The 21,010-nt window shown below is 65.5% G+C and carries 19 protein-coding genes; 3 read left to right on the top strand and 16 right to left on the bottom strand.

Annotated elements, in window-relative coordinates:
- Positions 1-48 precede the first annotated feature (48 nt).
- From LQF09_RS10640 to LQF09_RS10630, 3 genes are read right to left on the bottom strand one after another with little or no spacing between them, the layout of a single operon-like run.
- Complete coding sequence (locus LQF09_RS10640; protein ID WP_270067932.1) at positions 49-1,248, bottom strand: lipocalin-like domain-containing protein; 1,200 nt, start codon at positions 1,246-1,248, stop codon at positions 49-51.
- A 43-nt stretch (positions 1,249-1,291) separates the two neighbouring features.
- Positions 1,292-3,913: an FtsX-like permease family protein gene (locus LQF09_RS10635; RefSeq protein WP_270067931.1), complete on the bottom strand. Its 2,622-nt coding sequence runs from the start codon at positions 3,911-3,913 to the stop codon at positions 1,292-1,294.
- Positions 3,910-4,587, bottom strand: a complete 678-nt coding sequence (locus LQF09_RS10630) for an ABC transporter ATP-binding protein (RefSeq protein ID WP_051018566.1) — start codon at positions 4,585-4,587, stop codon at positions 3,910-3,912. Before LQF09_RS10630 ends, LQF09_RS10635 begins: the two co-directional genes overlap by 4 nt.
- 195 nt (positions 4,588-4,782) lie before the next feature.
- Between LQF09_RS10630 and hpnC the strand changes: the two genes are divergently transcribed.
- Genes hpnC through hpnE form a run of 3 tightly spaced genes read left to right on the top strand, consistent with a single transcriptional unit; the run spans position 4,783 to position 7,809 of the window.
- Positions 4,783-5,646, top strand: coding sequence for a squalene synthase HpnC (gene hpnC, locus LQF09_RS10625; RefSeq protein ID WP_270069878.1), 864 nt, complete (start codon positions 4,783-4,785; stop codon positions 5,644-5,646).
- A complete protein-coding gene (gene hpnD / locus LQF09_RS10620) occupies positions 5,643-6,476 on the top strand; it encodes a presqualene diphosphate synthase HpnD (protein WP_002929102.1) in 834 nt (277 codons plus the stop codon). The genes hpnC and hpnD overlap by 4 nt, the downstream gene beginning before the upstream one ends.
- Before the next feature lie 4 nt (positions 6,477-6,480).
- Positions 6,481-7,809, top strand: coding sequence for a hydroxysqualene dehydroxylase HpnE (gene hpnE / locus LQF09_RS10615; protein WP_002937422.1), 1,329 nt, complete (start codon positions 6,481-6,483; stop codon positions 7,807-7,809).
- Positions 7,810-7,883: 74 nt separating this feature from the next.
- Here the strand turns inward: hpnE and LQF09_RS10610 are convergent, their stop codons facing one another.
- The 13 genes from LQF09_RS10610 to ispC form a co-directional block, all read right to left on the bottom strand.
- Positions 7,884-9,029, bottom strand: coding sequence for a M14 family metallopeptidase (locus LQF09_RS10610; RefSeq protein ID WP_002929107.1), 1,146 nt, complete (start codon positions 9,027-9,029; stop codon positions 7,884-7,886).
- A gap of 41 nt (positions 9,030-9,070) precedes the next feature.
- Positions 9,071-9,856 (bottom strand): peroxide stress protein YaaA, encoded by a 786-nt coding sequence (yaaA, locus tag LQF09_RS10605; RefSeq protein WP_002929109.1) that lies wholly within the window; start codon positions 9,854-9,856, stop codon positions 9,071-9,073.
- A 139-nt stretch (positions 9,857-9,995) separates the two neighbouring features.
- Positions 9,996-10,487 (bottom strand): hypothetical protein, encoded by a 492-nt coding sequence (locus LQF09_RS10600; RefSeq protein WP_270067930.1) that lies wholly within the window; start codon positions 10,485-10,487, stop codon positions 9,996-9,998.
- Between the two features lie 173 nt (positions 10,488-10,660).
- Positions 10,661-11,452, bottom strand: coding sequence for a TrmH family RNA methyltransferase (locus tag LQF09_RS10595; protein WP_002929113.1), 792 nt, complete (start codon positions 11,450-11,452; stop codon positions 10,661-10,663).
- A complete protein-coding gene (gene rnhB, locus LQF09_RS10590; RefSeq protein ID WP_270067929.1) occupies positions 11,449-12,072 on the bottom strand; it encodes a ribonuclease HII in 624 nt (207 codons plus the stop codon). Before rnhB ends, LQF09_RS10595 begins: the two co-directional genes overlap by 4 nt.
- 10 nt (positions 12,073-12,082) lie before the next feature.
- Positions 12,083-13,234 (bottom strand): lipid-A-disaccharide synthase, encoded by a 1,152-nt coding sequence (gene lpxB / locus LQF09_RS10585; RefSeq protein ID WP_270067928.1) that lies wholly within the window; start codon positions 13,232-13,234, stop codon positions 12,083-12,085.
- Positions 13,235-13,249: 15 nt separating this feature from the next.
- Entirely contained in the window at positions 13,250-14,020 is a 771-nt protein-coding gene (gene lpxA, locus LQF09_RS10580; protein WP_002929123.1) for an acyl-ACP--UDP-N-acetylglucosamine O-acyltransferase, read from the bottom strand.
- Positions 14,017-14,451: a 3-hydroxyacyl-ACP dehydratase FabZ gene (gene fabZ / locus LQF09_RS10575; protein WP_002929126.1), complete on the bottom strand. Its 435-nt coding sequence runs from the start codon at positions 14,449-14,451 to the stop codon at positions 14,017-14,019. Before fabZ ends, lpxA begins: the two co-directional genes overlap by 4 nt.
- Before the next feature lie 6 nt (positions 14,452-14,457).
- Positions 14,458-15,495 carry a UDP-3-O-(3-hydroxymyristoyl)glucosamine N-acyltransferase gene (gene lpxD, locus LQF09_RS10570; RefSeq protein WP_002929128.1) on the bottom strand — a complete coding sequence of 346 codons (1,038 nt, stop codon included), beginning with the start codon at positions 15,493-15,495 and terminating at the stop codon, positions 14,458-14,460.
- Positions 15,496-15,508: 13 nt separating this feature from the next.
- Positions 15,509-16,009, bottom strand: coding sequence for an OmpH family outer membrane protein (locus LQF09_RS10565; RefSeq protein WP_002929130.1), 501 nt, complete (start codon positions 16,007-16,009; stop codon positions 15,509-15,511).
- A gap of 34 nt (positions 16,010-16,043) precedes the next feature.
- Positions 16,044-18,401, bottom strand: a complete 2,358-nt coding sequence (gene bamA / locus LQF09_RS10560; protein ID WP_002929132.1) for an outer membrane protein assembly factor BamA — start codon at positions 18,399-18,401, stop codon at positions 16,044-16,046.
- Between the two features lie 9 nt (positions 18,402-18,410).
- Complete coding sequence (rseP, locus tag LQF09_RS10555; protein WP_002929133.1) at positions 18,411-19,775, bottom strand: RIP metalloprotease RseP; 1,365 nt, start codon at positions 19,773-19,775, stop codon at positions 18,411-18,413.
- Positions 19,772-20,998, bottom strand: coding sequence for a 1-deoxy-D-xylulose-5-phosphate reductoisomerase (gene ispC, locus LQF09_RS10550; protein WP_002937407.1), 1,227 nt, complete (start codon positions 20,996-20,998; stop codon positions 19,772-19,774). The genes rseP and ispC overlap by 4 nt, the downstream gene beginning before the upstream one ends.
- Positions 20,999-21,010 lie beyond the last annotated feature (12 nt).

The raw sequence follows: 21,010 nt of genomic DNA, 5'->3' as shown, positions 1-21,010 counted from the left end.
AGAGACATGATTGCGTCGCTCCAGCGGCTGTTCCCGTGGCGCCTCGCGTTACATCGCGAGGCGTTCGGCGTAGCCCGTCATCTCGAGATAGCCTTCACCGATCGCACGCGCCTCGTCTGCCGCACCCAGTTCGAACAGGCGAACCGCGCCCTCCCAGTAGATCGCCCCGGTCGACGCGCGGCTGTCCAGTTCCTGGTCATCGATCAACGGTCGCAGGCGCAGGCGGCGCCCGGCGAGCTCGATCTCCCACTCCACCGGGTAGCGGATCCCTGTGCGCGGCGATTGCCAGTGGCGCAGCGGGGTAAAACGCAGCTCGTCGGGGCCATGGATGCGCGAGGCACCGTCCTCTTCGCTCAGCGTGCCTGCATGCCAGAGCGCCCTGCCCTCGCCATCGCGCATCTGAAAGGCCATCAGTCCGCCGCCGCCATACAGATTGATACCGACCCAGTCCCAGCCGCGCGCGCCTTCGGGCAGGATCTCGCTCGACCACTCGTGATCGAGCCAGGCATGGCCCTCAACCTCGCGCACCGTGCCGCCGGTACGCATGCGCCCGCCCACCATCATCTGTGGTCGGCTGTAGTAATAGCTGGCATTGAGTGGATCCGGCGCCTTCTGGCTGAAGCCCTGCTTGCCGTTGAGGACAGGCGTACGACCCGGCTCGAACACCAGTTCGAAGCCAAATTCATCGGTCTCGATGTTCGTCCGATAAGGCGCCAGCACCGTATCGCCGCCTTCCAGGAACCAGTCTTCCACCCGCACGGACGTACGCCCCTCGCCCGCCTCGACCAGCCCCGGATAGGCGCGCGCCGAGCGCTCGGCGTGGCGCAGCCGGCCAATGGACGGGTCCGCGATGGCAGCATGAGCAAGGATCAGCTGACGCGGGGCAAAGCGGCTCGGATTGTCCTCGCCGATACGCGTACGTACGCGGAAAAAGGTGAGCTGGAAACCATAGCCTCCAGCCCTTCCTTCGGCCCCTCCCTCTCCGCCGCCCGCTTCGCGCAACCAGCCGGTGACATACCACCACTCGGTGCGAAACTGCGGATGAGCACCAAAGTCCTGCGGAAACTGCAACAGCGCACCCGCCACCACCGGAGGGTAGGCCGTGGCCTCTGCACTGGCCGCATGCCCGCCTGCACGTGCAAGCAAAGGCACGCCCGGCAAGGCCAGTGCAAGCAAGCTGCCGACGACCGGGCGCAGCAGAAAGCGCCGCCGATCCGCAGCAGTTGGGGGTAGCCGCTTGTTCCTCATCCAAACTTCGTCAGCTTGTCTGCCATGTCATTCGGGGCCGTGCTTACCAGTCCGCCTTCACCGCCTGAACGGCCGAGCGCTGCATCGCGTGCCGGCCCGCCAGCCGGGCAACCCCGCCTGCCAGTACCACCAGGCTGGTAGCGAACACGCCAAGGGCCAGCCACGGCACGGCAAGATCCATGCTCCAGTGAAAACTCTGGCGGTTGATGATCTCGATCAGCACCCAGGCGATCGCGCCGCCCGCGAGCAGACCCGCGAGCACTCCGAGCCCTGCTGTTAGCGCACCCTCAAGCGCAATCAGCCGGCCGATCTCGCCGCGGGTCAGGCCGAGATGGCGCAGCATGCCGAATTCGCCCTGGCGCGTGGTCGCCAGCGCGGCGAAGGTGGTGGCAATGCCGAACAAGCCGATCAGGATGGCCACCGCCTCCATGAGGTAGGTGATCAGGAAGGTGCGATCGAAAATCTCCAGGCTGAGCGCGCGGATCTCGCCCGGCAGCGCGACCGTGATGTGCTCGGGGCCGAAGCGCTGACGCAGCGTCTCGGACACGCTGTGCGGATCGACACCGGCTGCGACCCGGATCGCCACATCGTTGATGCGCGTGTCGCCGGTCAGCGCAACGTAGTCGCGACTGTCGATGAGGGCTGCGCCATGCTGGCGGGCGTAGTCGCGCCAGATGCCGGCGACCACGAAGCCCTGCATGCGGCCGCCGATCGGCAGCTCGAACACGCTGCGCGGCACCAGTCGGTGACGATCGGCTGCGGCCTCCGACACCCAGGTCGCAGGAAGCGTTGCGCCGGCAGGCGCAACAAGGCTTCCTGCGACCAGTGGCAAGCCCCACTCTCCCTGCCCATCTGCATTTACCGGGCGTGCCAACAGGCTGAACAAGGGTTCGGTATCGGACAGGCGCAGATTGACCAGACGGGTGGTATCCACCGCAGCCACGCCCTCGACCGCGGCAATGGTGGCGAGCGCGCTTGGGTCGAGGTAGCCACTGGCTGCGGATGATGACGCCCTCACATAGAGATCGGCAGGAAGAACCTGGCCGAGCCATTCGTCCACCGACACGCGGAAAGAACTCACCATGATCGCCATCGACACCGCCAGTGCGACGCTCGCGATCACGCCGGCCCCTGCGACCACGGCCTGTGCAGGCGTTGCGCTCAGGCGCGCGTGGGCAAGTCGCCACAGCACGCTGCGTCCGTGTTCCAGCAATGGCAGCACAGAGCGCGCCAGCGCCGGCAGGGCGAGCACAGCTGCAGCCAGCACCAGCGCGACGGCCGCATAGCCGCCGACCGGGATCCCGCCCTGGGGCGGCAGTAGGCAGGCGAGCGCTGCAAGGCCCAGCAGCCCGCCTGCAAGCCGTCCGTCGACCTTCGCCTGGGGCAAGCCTGCACGTTCGGCCTCACCTGCGCGCAGGGCGCGGGCGGGGGCCACGCGCGCGGCTTCATGCGCGGGCACCCAGGTACCGAGGACACCTGCGGCGACGCCAAGCAGCAGGTAAGCCAGGCTCAATACAGGATCGACCTGCAGACTCGGTGCGAGTCCGCGGAAAAAGCCCGCACCCAGGTCGCCGCCCACCAGGCGAAAGGCGCCCCCCGCCAGCGCATGACCCAGCGCGACCCCGAGCAGGCCGCCGACGAGGCCGACCAGTGCGCCCTCGGCGAGCAGCCCCTGCATCAGCGCACGCCGCTCCAGGCCGAGCGCTCGCAGCAGCGCGAACTCGCGTCGCCGCCGTGCCACCGCCAGCAACTGGGTTGAGAAAACGAGGAAGCCACCTGTCAGCAAGGCGATCGCAGCCAGCATCGTCAGGTTTACCCGGTAGGCGCGCGACAGCGTGCCCGCCTCGCTCGCCGCCGCCTCCGGCACACGGAGCGCCACCCCTGCCGGTAACAGCGGTGCGAGCGCGCGCATGGCAGTGTCGACCGCGATCCCATCGGCGAGCTTGAGATCGATGCGGCTGAGCTGGCCCAAGCGCTCGAAGTGCTGTTGTACCCCTGCGATGTCCATGACGCCGACCAATCCACTCGCCCCCGGCACCTCGCCGGCCACCCGCAGTCGCAGGCTGCGCAGCCCCGACTGCGCGAGCAACCAGCCATCCTGAATCGCGGGCGGTTGCAACTCGCCCTCAGCCCGGCCGTTGCCCTCGGCTGCCTGCTGACGCCCGCCAACGCGCAGCGGCTGCTCCAGGAGCGCACGCGCATCTGCACTCAGGAACAGGTTCGACGGTTGCAGCGCAGCAAGGCGACCATCGCCCCCGGCGTCATCGACGTCGCGCCCCGCCGTTGCGACGACGCGAGGCATCAGCCCGGGCTGCACCTGCATCACCCGGAACAGGTCCAGGCCGAGGATGCGCAGGCTGTCGTCTCGCCCGGGCAGGCGGGCCTCGATCTCGAGCACCGGGCTGGCGGCAGCGACCTCGGGCCGCATCGCCAGCAGAGGGTAAAGTGACTCGTCGAAGCCCTCGCGCGCGCCCACGACCTGCAGGTCTGCCTCGCCGGCCAGCAGGCGTACGCCGCGGCCGAACTCGTCGAGCGCGGCGCCATGGATCAGCTGCACCGCCAGCCCAAGCGCGACCCCGAGTGCGATCGCGACCAGAGATAGCGCGGTGGCGAGCCGTCTGCGCAGCAGGCTGGCGAGAAAGAGATGACGCAGCCGGGTGTTCATGATCCGTGGCGCACCGCATGCAGGCGGCCATCCACGAGTTCCATGACGCGGTCTGCCCGTGCTGCGGCCGCCCGCGAATGGGTCACCAGGATGCCCGCTGCGCTGCGGGCGCGGAGTTGCTCGAGGAGCAGGTCGAGCACCTCCATCGCACGCCCGGGGTCGAGGTTGCCGGTAGGCTCGTCGGCAAGCACCACCGCAGGCTGGTGCACCAGCGCACGTGCGATCGCCACGCGCTGCAACTCGCCACCCGACAGCAGGTGGGGCGAGTCGTCTGCTCGCCTCCCAAGCCCCACGCGGCCGAGCATCTCGCGCGCACGCCGGTCGGCCTCAGCCTCCGGCTGCTGCAGCAACCATAAGGGCAAGGCCACGTTCTGCGCCAGACTCAGATGCGGCAGGATGTGGAAGGCCTGGAAAACGAAGCCGAAGTGCCTGCGGCGCAGGCGCGCGAGGCCGTCGTCATCGAGCCGCGCAAGTTCCGTCCCGGCCACCCGGATCTCGCCGCCATCGAAAGGCTCAAGGCCAGCGATGCAGTTGAGCAGGGTGGATTTGCCCACGCCCGACTCGCCGACGATGGCGACACATTCGCCGCCGGCGACCTGCAGTTCGAGCGCATCGAAGAGCACGCGTGGTGGCGCACCGGGAAGGGTCTTTATCAGTCCGGATAGTTGCAGCATGAGATCCCCGCGTGCGCGGCCGTGTTCTGGTGTTCTTGCGGTGACCGCGCAATGTCCGCCTTGTGTCAGCTGTCGCGGCCGAAAGTTGCATGCCGGCGCGGTATACTCCGCCCGCCCTGCAAGGCGATGCCCGCTGTGCACGGCAAGCGCTTTCCCTATTACTCGCACCCGCATGGTGTGCACCCAGTCCAGGTCATGCCGGTCGAGCACTACGAGAACTTTCCTGTTGCGTCCCTGCTGCTGCCGGCGCGCTTGCGCGAGCCGGTCGAGGCCATCTACGCCTTCGCGCGCAGCGCAGACGATGTCGCCGACGAGGGCGATGCAGCGAGCGTGGAACGTCTGGCCCGCCTGCACGACTATCGTCTCGCGCTCGAAACCAGCGCGCGTGGCGGCCCGGTCCGCGACCCGACCCTGGTGCCGATCTTCGACCGCCTGGGACGAAGCATCCGTGCCCACGGCCTGCCCGTCCAGCCCTTTCGCGATCTGCTCGACGCCTTCGCGCAGGACGTGGTCAAGACACGCTACCGCGACTTCGCCGAGCTGCTCGACTATTGCCGGCGTTCGGCCAACCCCGTCGGACGTCTGATGCTCTGCCTCTACGGTGCGGCGACGCCCGACAAGCTGCGTCAGTCGGACGCCATCTGCACCAGCCTGCAGCTGATCAACTTCTGGCAGGACGTCGCCATCGACTGGCGCAAGGCGCGCATCTACCTGCCGCAGGATGAACTCTCCCGCTTCGGTGTCGATGAGGTCTTCCTCGAACGCGCCAGCACGCAGGGCCTCGATGGCGTGGACGGCGAGGGTACCGCCCGCTGGCGCGCGCTGATGGCCTTCCAGGCCGGGCGCGCGCGCTCGATGATGCTCGATGGCGCCGGCCTTGCGCGCGCCCTGCCCGGACGCATCGGCTGGGAACTGCGCCTGGTCGTGCTGGGCGGACTGCGCATCCTCGAGCGCCTGGATGCAACCGGCTACGACGTCTTTTCCCGCCGCCCGACCCTGGGCAAGAGCGACTGGCTGCGCCTGGCATGGCGCGCACTGAACTACGGACCCCGCGCATGAACCCGCACGACTACTGCCAGGACAAGGCCGCCAAGAGCGGCTCGAGCTTCTACTACAGCTTCATGTTCCTGCCCGCCGAGCGACGCCAGGCCATCACTGCGCTGTACGCCTTCTGCCGCGAGGTGGACGACGTCGTAGACGAGTGCCACGACCTGTCGCTGGCGCAGACCAAGCTCGAATGGTGGCGACAGGAGGTGCAGCGCACCTGGGCCGGGACGCCCACGCACCCCGTCGGCCATGCGCTCAAGGACGTACTGACGCGCTTCAACCTGCCACAGGAGCAGCTGCTCGAGATCATCGACGGCATGGCGATGGACCTCTCGCAGACCCGCTACCTCGACTTCAAGGCGCTGCAGCTCTACTGCTACCGGGTGGCGAGCGTGGTTGGCCTGCTCGCGGCCGAGATCTTCGGCTACCAGGACCGCCAGACACTCAAGTACGCGCACGACCTCGGCATGGCTTTCCAGCTCACCAACATCATCCGCGATGTCGGCGAGGACGCCCGTCGTGGCCGCATCTATCTGCCGATCGAGGACCTGCAGCGCTTCAACGTGCCGGCCAAGGACATCCTCGAGGCGCGCTACTCCGACAACTTCCGTGCGCTGATGGCCTTCCAGGCCGAGCGCGCGGAAAGATTCTATGACCAGGCCTTCGCCCAGCTGCCCGCGAGCGACCGCAAGGCCCAGCGCCCGGGGCTGGTAATGGCCGCCATCTACCGCACCCTGCTGCGCGAGATTGCCGCCGATGGCTTCATGGTCCTCGATCGGCGCACCTCGCTGACGCCGCTGCGCAAGGTCTGGCTCGCCGGCACGACCTGGTTCAAGGGCTGAGCGCATGAGCGTCCCCGTCGTCGCCGTCATCGGTGCTGGCTACGCCGGCCTGGCCTGTGCCGTCGAACTCGCGCGTGCCGGCGTGCATGTCACCGTGTTCGAGCGTTCGCATACCCTGGGCGGGCGAGCGCGGGTGGTGCATAAGGACCACCACTGGCGGGTAGACAACGGCCAGCACATCCTCATCGGCGCCTATGGCGAGCTCACCCGCCTGATGCGTCTCACTGGCTGCTCGCCCAAGCAGCTCGCACACCTGCCGCTCACCCTGCACGTTCCCGACCGGCTGCAGCTCAAGGCCGCAAGCCTGCCCGCGCCCTTTCATCTCGCCGTCGGGCTGCTGCGCGCGCGCGGTCTGAGCTGGGCCGATCGCCTGGCCATGCTGCGGCTGATGCGCTGGCTCAAGAAGCGCAGCTTCCGCGTACCCGCCGACATGACCGTTACCGGCCTGCTGCAGGCAACGCGCCAGACGCCGCCATTGGTGCAACTGGTTTGGGAACCGCTCTGCGTCGCCGCGCTAAATACCCCGGCCGCCGAGGCCGATGCACAGGTGTTCGCCAACGTGCTGCGCGACAGCCTGGCCGCAGGCGCCGCAGCCAGCGAACTGCTGCTGCCGCGCGTCGATCTGTCCGAACTCTTCCCCGTGCCTGCAGCGCGCTACCTTGCCACCCGTCGTGGCAAGCTGCGCACCGGCAACGCGATCGAGGCGGTCGAGCCGGTGGCCGGCGGCTACCGGCTGCAGGGCGACCCCGGGAGCCAGCCCTGGCCGCAGGTCGTACTTGCCACCGCGCCCTATCATGCGAGCCCGCTACTGGCCAGCGCGGGTGGCTGCGAACGCCTGGTCGAGCAGATCGATGCGCTCGATCATGAGCCGATCACGACCGTGTACCTCGCCCTCGGCAAGGGCCAGCGCCTGCCCGAGGCGATGATCGGGCTCGTCTCAGGAACCGCAGTCGACCCTGCGCAATGGGCGTTCGACCGCGGCCAGCTCGGCGGTCCCGAGGGCCTGATGGCTTGCGTGATCAGCGCCAGCGGACCGCACGAGGCCCTGGAACGCGACGCACTCATCGTCGCCTGCCACGCCCAGCTCGAACGCCAGCTCGGCCGTCGCCTGCCCGCGCCCGAGTGGTCGCAGGTGATCACCGAGAAGCGCGCCACCATCGCCTGCCGCCCCGGCATCCTGCGCCCGGGCATTCGCACGCCCCTGCCCGGCCTGTGGCTGGCGGGCGACTACCTGGACTCCGATTATCCGGCCACGCTGGAATCCGCGGTGCGTTCGGGCGTCGCCTGCGCCGCCGCCATCCTCGCCGAACTGGGACGCAAGGCGGGCGGCTGAGCCCTGCCCGTCCGTCCTTGCCGTGACCTCGTTTCGAGCCGCGGCCGCGCCCTGAGTACCTTCTGCGCCGGAACTCAGGCGCTGGATGAAGTTGCTGCGTCAATGAGATGGCGCAGGATCGGGTTGAGCATCGCCGCGCCCAGGCGCTTGCTGCGGGCGCCGTTCCATCCGGCCACCGGATCGGGCAGCAAGGCATTGTCCTTGAACGGCATCTCCAGCGTCAGCGACACGCAGCCAAAGCGATGCGCCACCCACTTGCTCGCCAGCGTCAGCAATTCCTCGCCGAAACGGCCCGGTTTGTAGCCTTCGACGGTCTGGAAGTCCGGGCTTGCGGCAGCAAAGGCTTCGATGAAGCGTGCCTGAGCACGCGCCGCTTCGGCGCTGAAGCCGGGAACCTCCTCGGCGGTCGAGAAGAAGACGTAGGGCAGCGATTCGTCGCCGTGGATGTCGAGGAACAGCGCGCAGCCGGTGCGCTCCATCTCCGCGCGCACCAGGAAGACCTCCGGGCTGGCGAGCGGATCGGGCTCGCGCCATTCGCGGTTCAGGTTGCGCCCGGCCGCATTGGTGCGCAGGTTGCCGCGCACGGCGCCATCCGGGTTCATGTTCGGCACGATGTAGAGCACGGCGAGTTCGCGGATGCGCCGTGCCACGGGGTCCGCAGGGTCGAGCAGGCGCTCGAGCAGGCCTTCGACGAACCACTCGGCCATGGTCTCGCCCGGGTGCTGGCGGGCGATGATCCACAGCGGCGGACGGCCCGCCGCTGGATCGCCTACAACCACGAGGTCGAGGTCGCGGCCATCGACGGTGCTGCCGAGATCACGGTTCTTGGCGAAGGGCGACTGAGCGACATGGCCGATCAGGTCGAGGTGGCGTTCGTAGGAATACGGCTCGAAATAGGCGTAGTAGACGCCGTCGCGCTCGGGCGTGTGCTCGACGATCAGTGCGCCGTCGCGGAAATGCGTGCCCTCCACGCGGAACCAGTGCTGGCGGTCGTAGGACGCGACGCAGCGGTAGTCCGGCCAACCGTCCGGGTAGGCCGCCGCCGCGGCGTTCTCGAACACCATGCGCACCGCCCTGCCCGCAGCACCATGCAGGCGGAAGTGGAACCACTGGTGGAAGGCCGCGGCATTGTCCGCACGCAGGCGCAGGCGGATGTCCTGCGGATCGTCGAGGCTGAGTACCTCGATTGCACCGGAATCGAAACAGCTGCTGATCTTCATTGGCGCTATCCGGTTGCGCCCGCACGAGGCGGGCGGTGGATTCAGGCTTCGCGGCGACGGAACACGAGCGTGTCGGCGTCCGACGCGTCGGCGGCGAAGACATAGCCCTCGCTGTCGAAGTCCTTCAAACCGTCGACCTCGTCGATGCGGTTGCGGATCACGAAGCGACTCATCAGGCCTCGTGCACGCTTGGCGTAGAAGCTGATGATCTTGTAGCGCCCGCCCTTCCAGTCCTCGAACACCGGCGTCACCAGCCGGGCCTTGAGCAGCTTCGGCTTGACCGACTTGAAGTACTCGTCCGAGGCGAGGTTGAGCAGCACGCGCTCGCAGCCGCCCGCTGCATCGGCATCGAGCAACTGGTTGAGCGCCGCGGTGATGCGCTCGCCCCAGAACTCGTAGAGGTTCTTGCCGCGTGGGTTGGCAAGCCGCGTTCCCATCTCGAGGCGGTAGGCCTGCATGAGGTCGAGCGGACGCAGCACGCCGTAGAGGCCTGAAAGGATGCGCAGGTGGTCCTGCGCCCAGGCCAGGTCCTCTGCACTCAGGCTGCCGGCATCGAGGCCCTCATAGACATCGCCATTGAAGGCCAGCACGGCCTGCTTGGCGTTGCCGGCATCGAAAGGCAGCGACCAGTTCGCGTAGCGTGCGACGTTGAGGCTGGCGAGCTGGTCCGACAGCGACATCAGCTCGGCGATCTGTGCGGGCGAGCGCTCGCGCAGCACGTCTATGAGTTGTGCGGAATCGTCGAGGAAGTCGGGCTGGGTGCAGACAGTAGTGGTAGGCGGCGTCTCGTAGTCGAGCGCCTTGGCTGGAGAGATGACGAGGATCATGTGCAAAGCGAGCGGTGACAGGCGTGAAGCCCAGGGCCTTCGAATGGTAGCGCGATTCGCTGCGCCGATCGTGCTTCGAAACGCGCGCAACCAATGATCGGGGTCGGCGATACGTGCCGCTGGTCATTCGAGCAGACTTCTACATCACCTTGAGCAGTCTCTCCGAGAGCTCGTCAGCGCGCTTGCGTCCCATTGTCGTCTCAGTGATCGCCTGTAGCCATTCGTCAAAGAGTTCACGCAGTTCTTCTTCACGCCGCGATGCGTGGATACGCTTGACGAGATCGAGCTTGGCGTAGGGGCCGTTGAAGGTGCGCAGCGTGTTCATCATGAAATCGCGGGCCATCTGCAAGTCCTTGGCTCCGCCCGGGGCGCCCGCGAGCGCTTGAACGGCGTTGGGCGTCGGTACGGCACCCCCTGCAGGGGGTGCAGCGGCTACGCGCTCCAGAAAGCCGCCGTCCTCGAGCTCCTGAAGCGTGGCCGCGGCGTTCTCGTCACCCGAGAGCCGCGTCAGTTCGTCCAGTGTGCGCTGCCCGTCGGCCAGGATCAGAAGTCGGCGCGCGCGCGCACCGAGTCTGCCGCTACGTGTGGTGAGCTCTTCTTGCCCGCGCGCCGTCTTGACGAAACACGTCATGGGGGTCTGTCTCCTCGTCGAGGATGCGGCCTTTGGCCGTCTGAAGGTTGGATGCACTACCTGCGGCCGGCGCACGCGCGGGACCGCCGCCGACGCCTTGCCGACTCATGCGCCGAGCATGCCGCCCGGGGTCCGCGCACGTCAAGTCGCCATGGCCGAAATGCGTGACGATTCTAACGCAGGCTCCGTTGCCGAACCTGCTCGAACAGGCAGACTGCCACCGCGGCGCCCACATTGAGTGACTCGACACCCGCACACATCGGGATACTGACGCGGCGGTCGGCCATCGCGAGCAGCGCGGATGACAGGCCTTGCCCCTCTGCACCAAACAACCAGGCAACCTGCGCTCGGATGTCTATCTGGAAGAGCCCCTGTGAGCCCTCCCCGAGCGCAGTGGCAATGCGCGAGCCGGGGAAGTCCACCAGACGGTTGGGGAGGTCCACCCGCTCTTCGAGCTGGAGCAGGAAATGCGCGCCCATGCCGGCACGCAACACCCTGGGTGCCCAGGCCTGGGCACAACCTTCTCCAAGCAGGACATGGTGCACGCCCGCGGCCGCAGCCGTACGCAGAATGGTGCCGAGGTTGCCGGGATCCTGTATGCCATCGAGCGCGAGCACGTCGGCTCTGAACGGCAAGTTGCCGGTCGGGGCGGGGAGATCGATGAGCGCCAGAATGCCTGACGGCGTATCTACCGGGCTTACGTGCGCAAACAGCGTATCGGCGAGCACGATCTGCTGTACCGCAGCTGGCGCCTTCGCTCGCAGTTGGGCAATCTCTCCGTGCTCCTCGATCCCTGCGGCAACAATCAGGCTCTTGATCGGCCAGCCTGCAGCGAGTGCGGCGTCGATCAGGTGCACCCCGTCGAGCAAGGTCTCGCCGTGCTTGCGCCGGTCGCGCGCGGAATGCGCGAGCGCGTGCAGACGCTTCACGGTCGGGTTGTCGCGGGAGCTGATCTCCTTCGTCATGGCCGAGGGCTTCCGCAGCCCTGCTCAATCAGCCTGCGCACGGGGCCGAAGCTCCTGCGGTAGAACGGCGCGACGCCATGCTTCTCCAGTGCTGCAAGGTGCGCCGGAGTTGGATAGCCCTTATGGAGGGCCAGTCCGTAATGAGGCCAGCTCTGGTCGAGGGTGCGCATCATGCTGTCGCGGGCGGTCTTGGCCAGGATGGAGGCGGCCGAGATCGCGGGTTCGGTCGCATCGCCCTTGACGATGGCTCGCACCGCATACGGCAGGCGCGGACAGCGGTTACCGTCGACAAGCACCTGAGCGGGCTGAAGCTTCAGCGCCATCACTGCACGCTGCATTGCCAGCATCGTTGCGTGCAGGATATTGAGCTGATCGATCTCCTCGACGCTCGCTTCGCCCAGCGCCCAGGCCAGCGCATGCTCGCGGATCTGCGTGGCCAGGCGCTCGCGCGCCTCCGCGCTGAGCTTTTTCGAGTCGGCTAGGCCGGCGATCGGACGGGTTGGGTCAAGGATCACTGCGGCTGCGACCACGGGCCCGCATAAAGGCCCGCGTCCAGCCTCGTCCACGCCGCAGACATGCGCGCCGTCCGCGTCGGCGGCTGCGAACAGGTCACTTGTCATCGTTCCACTCTCAAGCCCGCGTGCTGGCGAGGTAAGGCAGAATAGCCTCTGCCGCACGTCGCGCTGTATCCTGGCGCAAGCTCAGGTGCAGTTCCCGGAAGCGGTTCTCGGCTGCTGCCCGCCGTGCAGGGTCGCGCAGCCAATCCGCGACCGCCTCCGCGAGTCTGTCGGGTGTCGCCTCGTCTTGAAGCAGCTCGGGCACGATCGTCTCGCGACACAGGATGTTGGGAAGCCCCACCCAGGGTAGATAGGCCATGTGCTTCATGAGTCTGTACTGCCACTTGCCGATGCGGTAGGTGATGACCATGGGGCGCTTGAGTAGTGCCGCCTCCAGACTGGCCGTGCCGCTTGCAACCAGGACAACGTCGGCTGCAGTCATCGCATCGACGGCGTGGCCGAACAGCATCCGCACTGGCAGATCGGCTGCCTGGTTACGCCGTAACGCCTCTTCAAAGATCTGTCGCGTTTCCCGCGTTGCGAGCGGCACGAGGAATATGATCTCCGGGTTGCCAGCTTGCAGTAGCCTGGCAGTGGCGATGTAGGTGTCGGCCAGGTTGCGCACCTCCGACTGGCGGCTACCAGGAAGTAGCGCGACGACTGCCGCGTTGGCGGGCACCCCCAGCCGCGCCCGTGTCTCTGCGCGATCGGGTTCGAGCGGGAACACGTCGGCGAGCGGATGCCCCACGTAGCTCACCGGAACGCCAGCACGCTCGTAGATCTCGGGCTCGAAGGGAAACAGGCACAGCATGTGCGATACCGAACGAGCGATGCGCTTTATGCGCCCTCCCCGCCAGGCCCAGATCGACGGGCTGACGAAGTGGATGGAGGGCATGCCTTCGTCGCGTACCTTCCCCTCGAGCCACAGGTTGAAATCGGGGGCATCGACGCCGATGAATGCCGTCGGGCGCTCCTTGCGGATCTGCGCCAGAAACGTCCGCCTGATTCCCGACAGCTCACGGTAGCGCTTCAGGGCGTCAACGTAACCATGAACCGCCAGCAGCTCGCTCGGCCAACGCACTTCGAAGCCTTCGGCTTGCATCTTGGGGCCACCGATGCCGAAAAACTCGGCGTCCGGGATGTGCTGACGCAGCGCGCGGATGAGATGACTGGCAAGAAGATCGCCGGAGGTTTCTCCGGCGACCATCGCGATGCGGACCTTCATTGCCGAAACCGACCCTCAGCGAACGATGCCACGCCCCGACTGCGCGATGAAGTCGGAGAACAGCTGGACCTCCGATTGCCCGGCAGCGAGCTCGGCGACGCTTTGACGAGCCTCCTCCAGGGACAGGCCGGAGCGATAGAGCGCGCGATAGGCACGCTTGATCGCTGCAATGCCTTCGGCCGAGTAACCACGCCGCTTGAGGCCCTCGCTGTTGATGCCGTGCGGCTTCGCCGGATTGCCGGCAACCGTCACGAAAGGAGGCAGATCCTGCAGCAGCACCGTACCGACGCCACAAAAACTGTGGGCGCCCACGCGGCAGAACTGATGTACCCCGGTAAACCCACCGAGGATCGCCCAATCGCCCACCTGCACATGACCTGCGAGCGTCGCATTGTTGGCAAAGATCGTGTGGCTACCGACCTGGCAGTCGTGCGCGATGTGCACGTAAGCCATGATCCAGTTGTCGTTGCCGATGCGCGTGACGTGCGCATCCTGGCTGGTACCGACGTTGAAGGAGCAGAACTCGCGGATCGTGTTGCGGTCGCCGATCTCGAGCCGGGTAGGCTCGTCATCGTACTTCTTGTCCTGCGGACTTGCGCCGATCGAGCAGAACTGAAAGATCTCGTTGTCGCGGCCGATGCGGGTGTGCCCTTCGACCACCACGTGCGGACCGATGCGGGTACCCGCGCCGATCTCGACATGCTCGCCGATCAACGAGTAGGCCCCCACGCTGACGCCTTCCCCGAGCTTGGCGCCGGGGTGGATGATCGCGGTCGGATGAATCATAGGGTCTTGATCGCACACATCAGTTCGGCTTCTGCGGCGAGTTCGCCATCCACGCTCGCACGCGCCTTGTATTTGTAGATGTTGCGCTTGGACTGGGTGATCTCGACGTCGAATATCAACTGGTCACCCGGTACGACCGGCCGCTTGAAGCGCGCGTTGTCGATGCCGGCGAAGTAGACGACCGAGTTGTCATCGGGCTTGACGCCACTGCTCTTGAACGAAAGCAGCGCTGCGGTCTGCGCCATGGCTTCGATGATCAGGACTCCAGGCATCACCGGGTGGTGGGGGAAATGGCCCGGGAAAAAGGGCTCGTTCATGGTGACGTTCTTCAAGCCGCGCGCACGCACGCCCGGCTCGATCTCCAGCATGCGATCCACAAGGAGGAAGGGGTAGCGATGCGGCAGGTACTGCAGGATTTCCTTGATGTCCATGACGGCTCAGCCTGGGTCGCGGTCCTTGGGACCGTCGTTGTTCTGTTGTTCGAGATGGCGCACTCGTTTGGCGAGCGCGTCGAGATGACGTAGATGCGAGAAGTTCCTGACCCAGTCGCCGTGCGTCTGAAGAGGCAGGTTGCTGGTGTACACCCCCGCCTTGGGAATCGACTTGGCAACCAGAGTCCAGGCGGAGACCACAACGTCATCGGCGATGTTCAGATGCCCCGAAATGCCGGCCTGGCCACCGATCATGCAGCGTGCGCCGATCTGGGCACTTCCTGCAACACCGGCGCAACCCGCCATGATCGTGTGATCGCCGATGCGTACGTTGTGTGCGATCTGGATCAGGTTGTCGAGCTTGACGCCATCGCCGATAACCGTATCGTCGAGCGCCCCTCGGTCGATCGTGGTGTTGGCACCGATCTCCACGTCGTTGCCAATGAGTACGCGTCCAACCTGAGGAATCTTGACCCACGCACCCGAACGTTCGCGGGCAAAGCCGAACCCGTCGGCGCCGATCACCACGCCGGCATGCAGGATGCAATCCTCACCGATCACGCAATCGTGGTAGATGGTGACATTCGCGACCAGGCGGGTTCCCCGCCCGATCCGGGAGCCGCGCCCGACATGACAGTTTGGTCCGATCACGACGTCTTCGCCGAGCTCGACCCCCTCTTCAATCGACGCGCCGGGCCCTACCTGAACGCTGTCGGGCACCGCACAGGCGACTGCAGCGAGGCGATGAACGCCCGGCTGCACCGCCGGAGGCGGACTGAACAGTTGGGCGACGCGTGCAAAGTAGAGGTAAGGGTCGGGGGTGACGATGAGGCTGCGACCACTCATCTGCTCGACGGCATCGGGGCTGACGATAAGTGCCGACGCCGCACAGGCCCTGGCTTGCGCGACGTACTTGCGGTTGGCGAGAAAAGCCAGGTCACCCTCCCCGGCCTGCTCGAGCGTGGCAACGCGTGCAACCGCAAGTGCCGGTTCGCCCAGCAGATCACCCCCGAGGCGATCGACGATTTCCTGAAGCTGGAACATCCTGTCAGTGGGCTTACTTCGCGGCTGACAGGGCCTTGATGACCTTGTCGGTAATGTCGATGCGCGGGCTGGCGTAGACCGCCTCCTGAAGGATGATGTCGTACTTCTCGCTCTCGGCAATCTGCTTGACCGTGCGGTTGGCTTGGTCGAGCACCGATGCCAGTTCTTCGTTACGCCGCTGGTTGAGATCCTCGCGGAACTCGCGCTGCTTGCGCTGGAAGTCGCGGTTCAACTCGTTGAACGTACGCTCCTTGTTGCGGCGGTCGTTCTCGCTCATCGTGGGCGCGTTACGCTCGAGGTCTTCCTGCATCGATTGCAGGTCGCGGGCCAGGCGCTGGAGCTCCTGGTCACGCTTCTCGAATTCCTTCTCGAGGCGTTGCTGAGCGCGGACGGCGGGAGCCGCCTCGCGCATCAGGCGATCCGAGTTGACAAAGCCGATCTTGGATTCGGCGATTGCAGCCTGGGACGCCCCAAGCAACGCTGCAGCGATCAGGGAAAGGGGGATGAATCTCACATGTGCCTCCGGGAAACTCTCTTATGCCGGCGCGTCAGAAGACACTGCCAAGTTGGAACTGGAACCGCTGGATCTCGTCGTTATCCTGCTTCTTGAGCGGGTGACCGAAACTGAACTTGAGGGGGCCGATCGGCGAACTCCAGGAGAACGCCAGGCCGGTACTGTAGCGCAGGTCACTGAAGCGAACCTTCTGGTTGACGAAGTTGTCACTGCCCAGCGGCCGCTCGTCCTCACCCCACACGTAGCCGGCATCGAAGAAGGCTGAGATACGGAAGGAACGATCCTGACCCGAGCCCGGCATGGGGAAGAAGAACTCGGCGTTGCCTACCACCTTGCGGGTACCGCCGGTCGAGGTTACGTCACCGTCTGTGTCGCGGAACTTCGGACCGATCGAGCCCTGATCGAAGCCGCGTACCGAGCCGATGCCGCCGACGTAGTAATTCTTGTAGAACGGCACATCCTTGCCACCAAAGCCCTTCGCGTAACCGACGTCCGCGTTGAGCATCAGAGCATAGTCACGTCCGATCGGGAACCAGTGCTGGTACTGGTAGCCCAGCTTGCCATAGCGCAGATCGCCAACAGGAACCGTTGCTTCACCGTACAGGCGCTGATAGCTGCCAGAACGCGGATAGATGAAGCTGTCGCGGCTGTCGCGCGACCAGCCGACCGTCGCCAGCAGGCTGCGCACGGTCACCGTACCGGTGCCGTCGGTATTGTTGCAACCGCCGTAGTCCTTGCAGAAGTCCTTATAGAGCTTGGGACTCTGCGGGTACGTCGTAATCTCGGTCTGGTCGGCGGTCAGGCCGAAGTTGACCTGGTCATCCTCGGCAATCGGCCATCCCAGGCGAATGCCGGCACCTGTGGACACGGTCTTGTAGGGCGACACCGAGTCGAGCTCATCGGCGTCGTAGGTGCGGTGATAGACATCCCAGCCCAGGCTCACGCCATCGGGGGTGAAATAGGGGTTGGTGAACGACAACGCGAGTGTGCGGCTCGACTTGCTGGTGTTCAGGCCAAAGGTCAGCGCGTTGCCGCTGCCGAACAGGTTCTGCTGGGAAATCGACGCCGACAGAACGATGTTCTCGGCACTGGAGAAGCCAGCGCCGAGCATCAGGTTGCCGGTCGGTCTTTCCTTGACGGTGAAGTTGGCGTCGACCTGGTCGGTGGTACCCGCCACCGCAGGTGTCTCCACGGTCACTTCGTCGAAGAAGCCCAGGCGATCGATGCGGGTCCGCGAGCGATTGATGGCCGAGGCATCGTACCAACCGCCTTCCATCTGGCGCATCTCTCGGCGCACTACCTCGTCGCGCGTCTTGGTGTTGCCGCCGATGTTGATCCGACGGACATAGACCCTGCGTCCCGGATCGACGAAAACCGTGAACTCGACTTCACGCTTTTCCTTGTCCACTTCGGGGGCAGCGTTCACGTTGGCGAAGGCATAACCCTCGTTGCCGAGTCGGTCCGTGATGGCCTTGGTAGTCTCGGTGAGGCGTTCGCGGGAGAAGGTCTCGCCCGGACGGATACGCGTCAGCGCGAGGTATTCCGATTCAGGCAGGACGAGATCACCGGTGAAACGTACGCCGGTGACGGTGTACTTCTCGCCCTCGGTGATGTTGATGGTGATGTAGATGTCCTGTTTGTCCGGCGTGATCGATACCTGGGTCGAGTCGATGTTGAAATCGAGATAGCCCTGGTTCAGGTAATAGGAGCGCAGGCTCTCCAGGTCAGCCGACAGTTTCTGACGGGAGTACTGATCATTCTTGGTGTACCACGTCAACCAGCCCGGTGTGGTGAGCTGCATCTGGCTGATTAGGTCCTTGGTGCGGAAGGCATTGGCACCCACGATATTGATCTGGCGGATCTTGGCGACACCGCCTTCCTCGACGGCAAAGTTGATCCCCACCCGATTACGCTCGAGCGGCGTGACCGTCGTCTTCACCGTGGCCGCATACTTGCCGCGCGACAGATACTGACGCTTGAGTTCTTGTTCGGCACGTTCGAGCAAAGCACGATCGAAAATCCGGGACTCGGCGAGACCGACCTCGCGAAGCCCCTTCTTGAGCGCATCCTTGTCGAACTCCTTGACGCCGTCGAAGGTGATGTCGGCGATCGCCGGTCGCTCATCAACGACCACCACGATGACCTCGCCTTCGGTCTCGATGCGTACGTCGCTGAAGAAACCGGTTGCGAACAATGCGCGGATCGCGTCAGCCGCCTGTGACTCGGTAAAGGTGTCGCCGACACGCACCGGAAGATAATTGAAGACGGTGCCAGCTTCGGTGCGCTGGATACCCTCGACACGGATGTCCTTGACCACGAAGGGATCGAATGCAAACGCCGGGGCAGCGGCAAGGAGGGCCATGACGAGCCCGGGCAGGAGCTTGCGTTTCATGCAGGAGGTTCAGCCGGAAATGAGACGATTGATGTCGTTGAAGAAGGCGAATGCCATCAGCATCACGAGCAAAGCCAGACCGATCTGTTGACCGATCTCCATGACACGTTCTGGAATGGGTCCGCCCTTGATGATTTCGACCGTATAGTACATCAAGTGCCCCCCGTCCAGAACGGGGATGGGGAGCAGGTTGAGTACCCCGAGACTGATGCTGATCAGGGCCACGAACTTGAGGTAATGGCTCAGTCCAAGTTGCGCAGTCTGGCCTGCGTAATCGGCGATCGTGACCGGGCCGGAGAGGTTCTTCCACGACACCTCACCGGTGAACATGCGCCCGATCATGCGCAAGCTCAGCACACTGGTTTCCCAGGTCTGGCGCACCGCCTTGGCCATTGCCTCGAGCGGGCCGTAGCGCACCTCGGCAAACATCGACAACCCGCCAGGTGCCGGGTCGGCAACACCGACACCGATGCGTCCCACCCGCGCCCCCCCCTCGTTCGCCTCATCGGGCGTCACCACTACCGAGAACGCCGCGGCGTCGCGGCGAAGGTCGAAGCGCAACTCACGCCCCGCACCGTCTCGGACGATCTGCACGAGATCACTCCACGACGTTATGGCGACACCGTCTATCGCAGTCACTTCGTCCCCGGACTGCAGGCCCGCGCGCGCGGCAGCCCCGCCTTCAACCAGACGCCCGATGACTGCGGGAATCTGCGGACGCCAGGGTTTGAGTCCAAGTCGTGCGATCAGATCGCCACTGTCATCGTCAATGCGCACTCCCGCAAGATCGAGCCTGCGGAACGCCTCCACATCTTCGAGCGTACGTACGCGCAGCACGACCTCGCGCTGATCGAGCGTATGTTGCAGCAGGATCCAGCGCAGGTCCTGCCAGCTGCGCACCGACTGTTCGTCCACCGCCAACACCAGGTCGCCGTCACGCACACCCGCCGCCTCGGCAACCTGCGGCGTTTCAGATAGTGCGACGCGCGCCCGCAGTTCGTCCGTGCCAGCGACAAAAAGGCCCCAATAGAGCACGATCGCAAGCAGGAAGTTGGCCAGGGGGCCGGCGGCAACGATTGCGAAGCGGCGGTAGACCGATTGCCGGTTGAAGGTGCGATGCAGCTCTTCCGGCGCGACCGCAGCTTCGCGCTCGTCGAGCATCTTGACGTAGCCGCCCAATGGAAAGGCGGCAAGAGCCCATTCGGTGCCATCGCGACCCGCACGGCGAACGATCAGAGGCTTGCCGAAGCCGATCGAGAAGCGCAGCACCTTGACGCCACACCAACGTGCAACGAGGTAGTGGCCCAGCTCGTGCACGAGGATGAGCACACCCAGCGCAAGCGCAAATGGAAGGAGGTAGTCTAGAAGGTTCATCGGCCAGGGGTTCGGTTGCGGATCTCGGCATGCGCCCATTCCCGAGCGCACGCATCGGCTGCGAAAACAGCCTCCAGGCAATCGACCGCAAGGCCGGCACTGCGTTCCAGGCAGCGCTCGATAACGCGGGCGATATCGAGAAAGCCGATACGATGATCCAGGAAGGCCGCGACAGCCTCCTCGTTGGCGGCGTTGAGCACCGCGGCTGCGGCGCCTCCCTCGCGCAGCGCGTCGAAAGCGAGACGCAGGCATGGAAAGCGCGCAAAGTCCGGCCGTTCGAAATCGAGCCGCGCAATCTCGAACAGGTCGAGTGGCCTGACGCCAGCCTCGATGCGCTCGGGCCAGGCCATCGCGTGCGCGATCGGGGTGCGCATGTCAGGATTGCCAAGCTGAGCGAGCACCGACCCATCCGCGTACTCCACCATCGAGTGGATAACGCTCTGGCGATGCACGACCACCTCGATCATGTCGGCAGGCACGCCAAACAGCCAATGGGCCTCGATGACCTCGAGCCCCTTGTTCATCATGCTGGCTGAATCGACGGAGATCTTGCGGCCCATCACCCAGTTCGGATGCGCACACGCCTGCTCTGGCGTCACTGCCTCGAGGTTGGCCAGCGGCGTCTCGCGAAACGGACCGCCAGATGCAGTCAGGAGAATGCGCCGCACCCCAGCCGGCGACGGCTCCCGGGCATAACCCTGCGGCAGCGCCTGAAACACGGCGTTGTGCTCGCTGTCGATCGGCAGCAACTGCGCTCCGCTGTCGGCTACTGCGCGCATGAAGATCGCACCGGACAGTACCAGCGCCTCCTTGTTGGCGAGCAGCACCTTCTTGCCGGCCCGCGCAGCAGCCAGCGTCGGCTTCAGCCCGGCCGCGCCAACAATGGCCGCCATCACCATATCGACATCAGCAGCTGAAGCGACGCCCTCAAGGGCAGCCTCGCCATGAAGCACCTCTGTTGGACAGCCCCGCGCCCGTAATGCAGCAGCCAGGCGTTGGGCGGCTTCCGGACTCCCTACGACGGCATGGCGGGGGCGAAAGCGCAGGCAGGGCTCGACCAGCTTGTCGTCCTGGCGATGCGCCGTGAGTGCGAACACCTCGAAGCGGTCGGGGTGGCGCCCAACAACGTCCAGGGTGCTCTGGCCGATCGATCCGGTCGCCCCAAGAATGGTGATGCGCTGCATTGCGTGTTCAGCCTCGAGAAATGCGGCCCTGAGGAGCATGAGCGGCAAAGC

The organism is Thauera sp. WB-2, assembly GCF_027594845.1.
GTDB classification, from domain to species: Bacteria; Pseudomonadota; Gammaproteobacteria; order Burkholderiales; family Rhodocyclaceae; genus Thauera; species Thauera mechernichensis.
The sequence above is the reverse complement of the archived record's forward strand: the minus strand, read 5'-3'. Positions and strand labels throughout refer to the sequence as shown.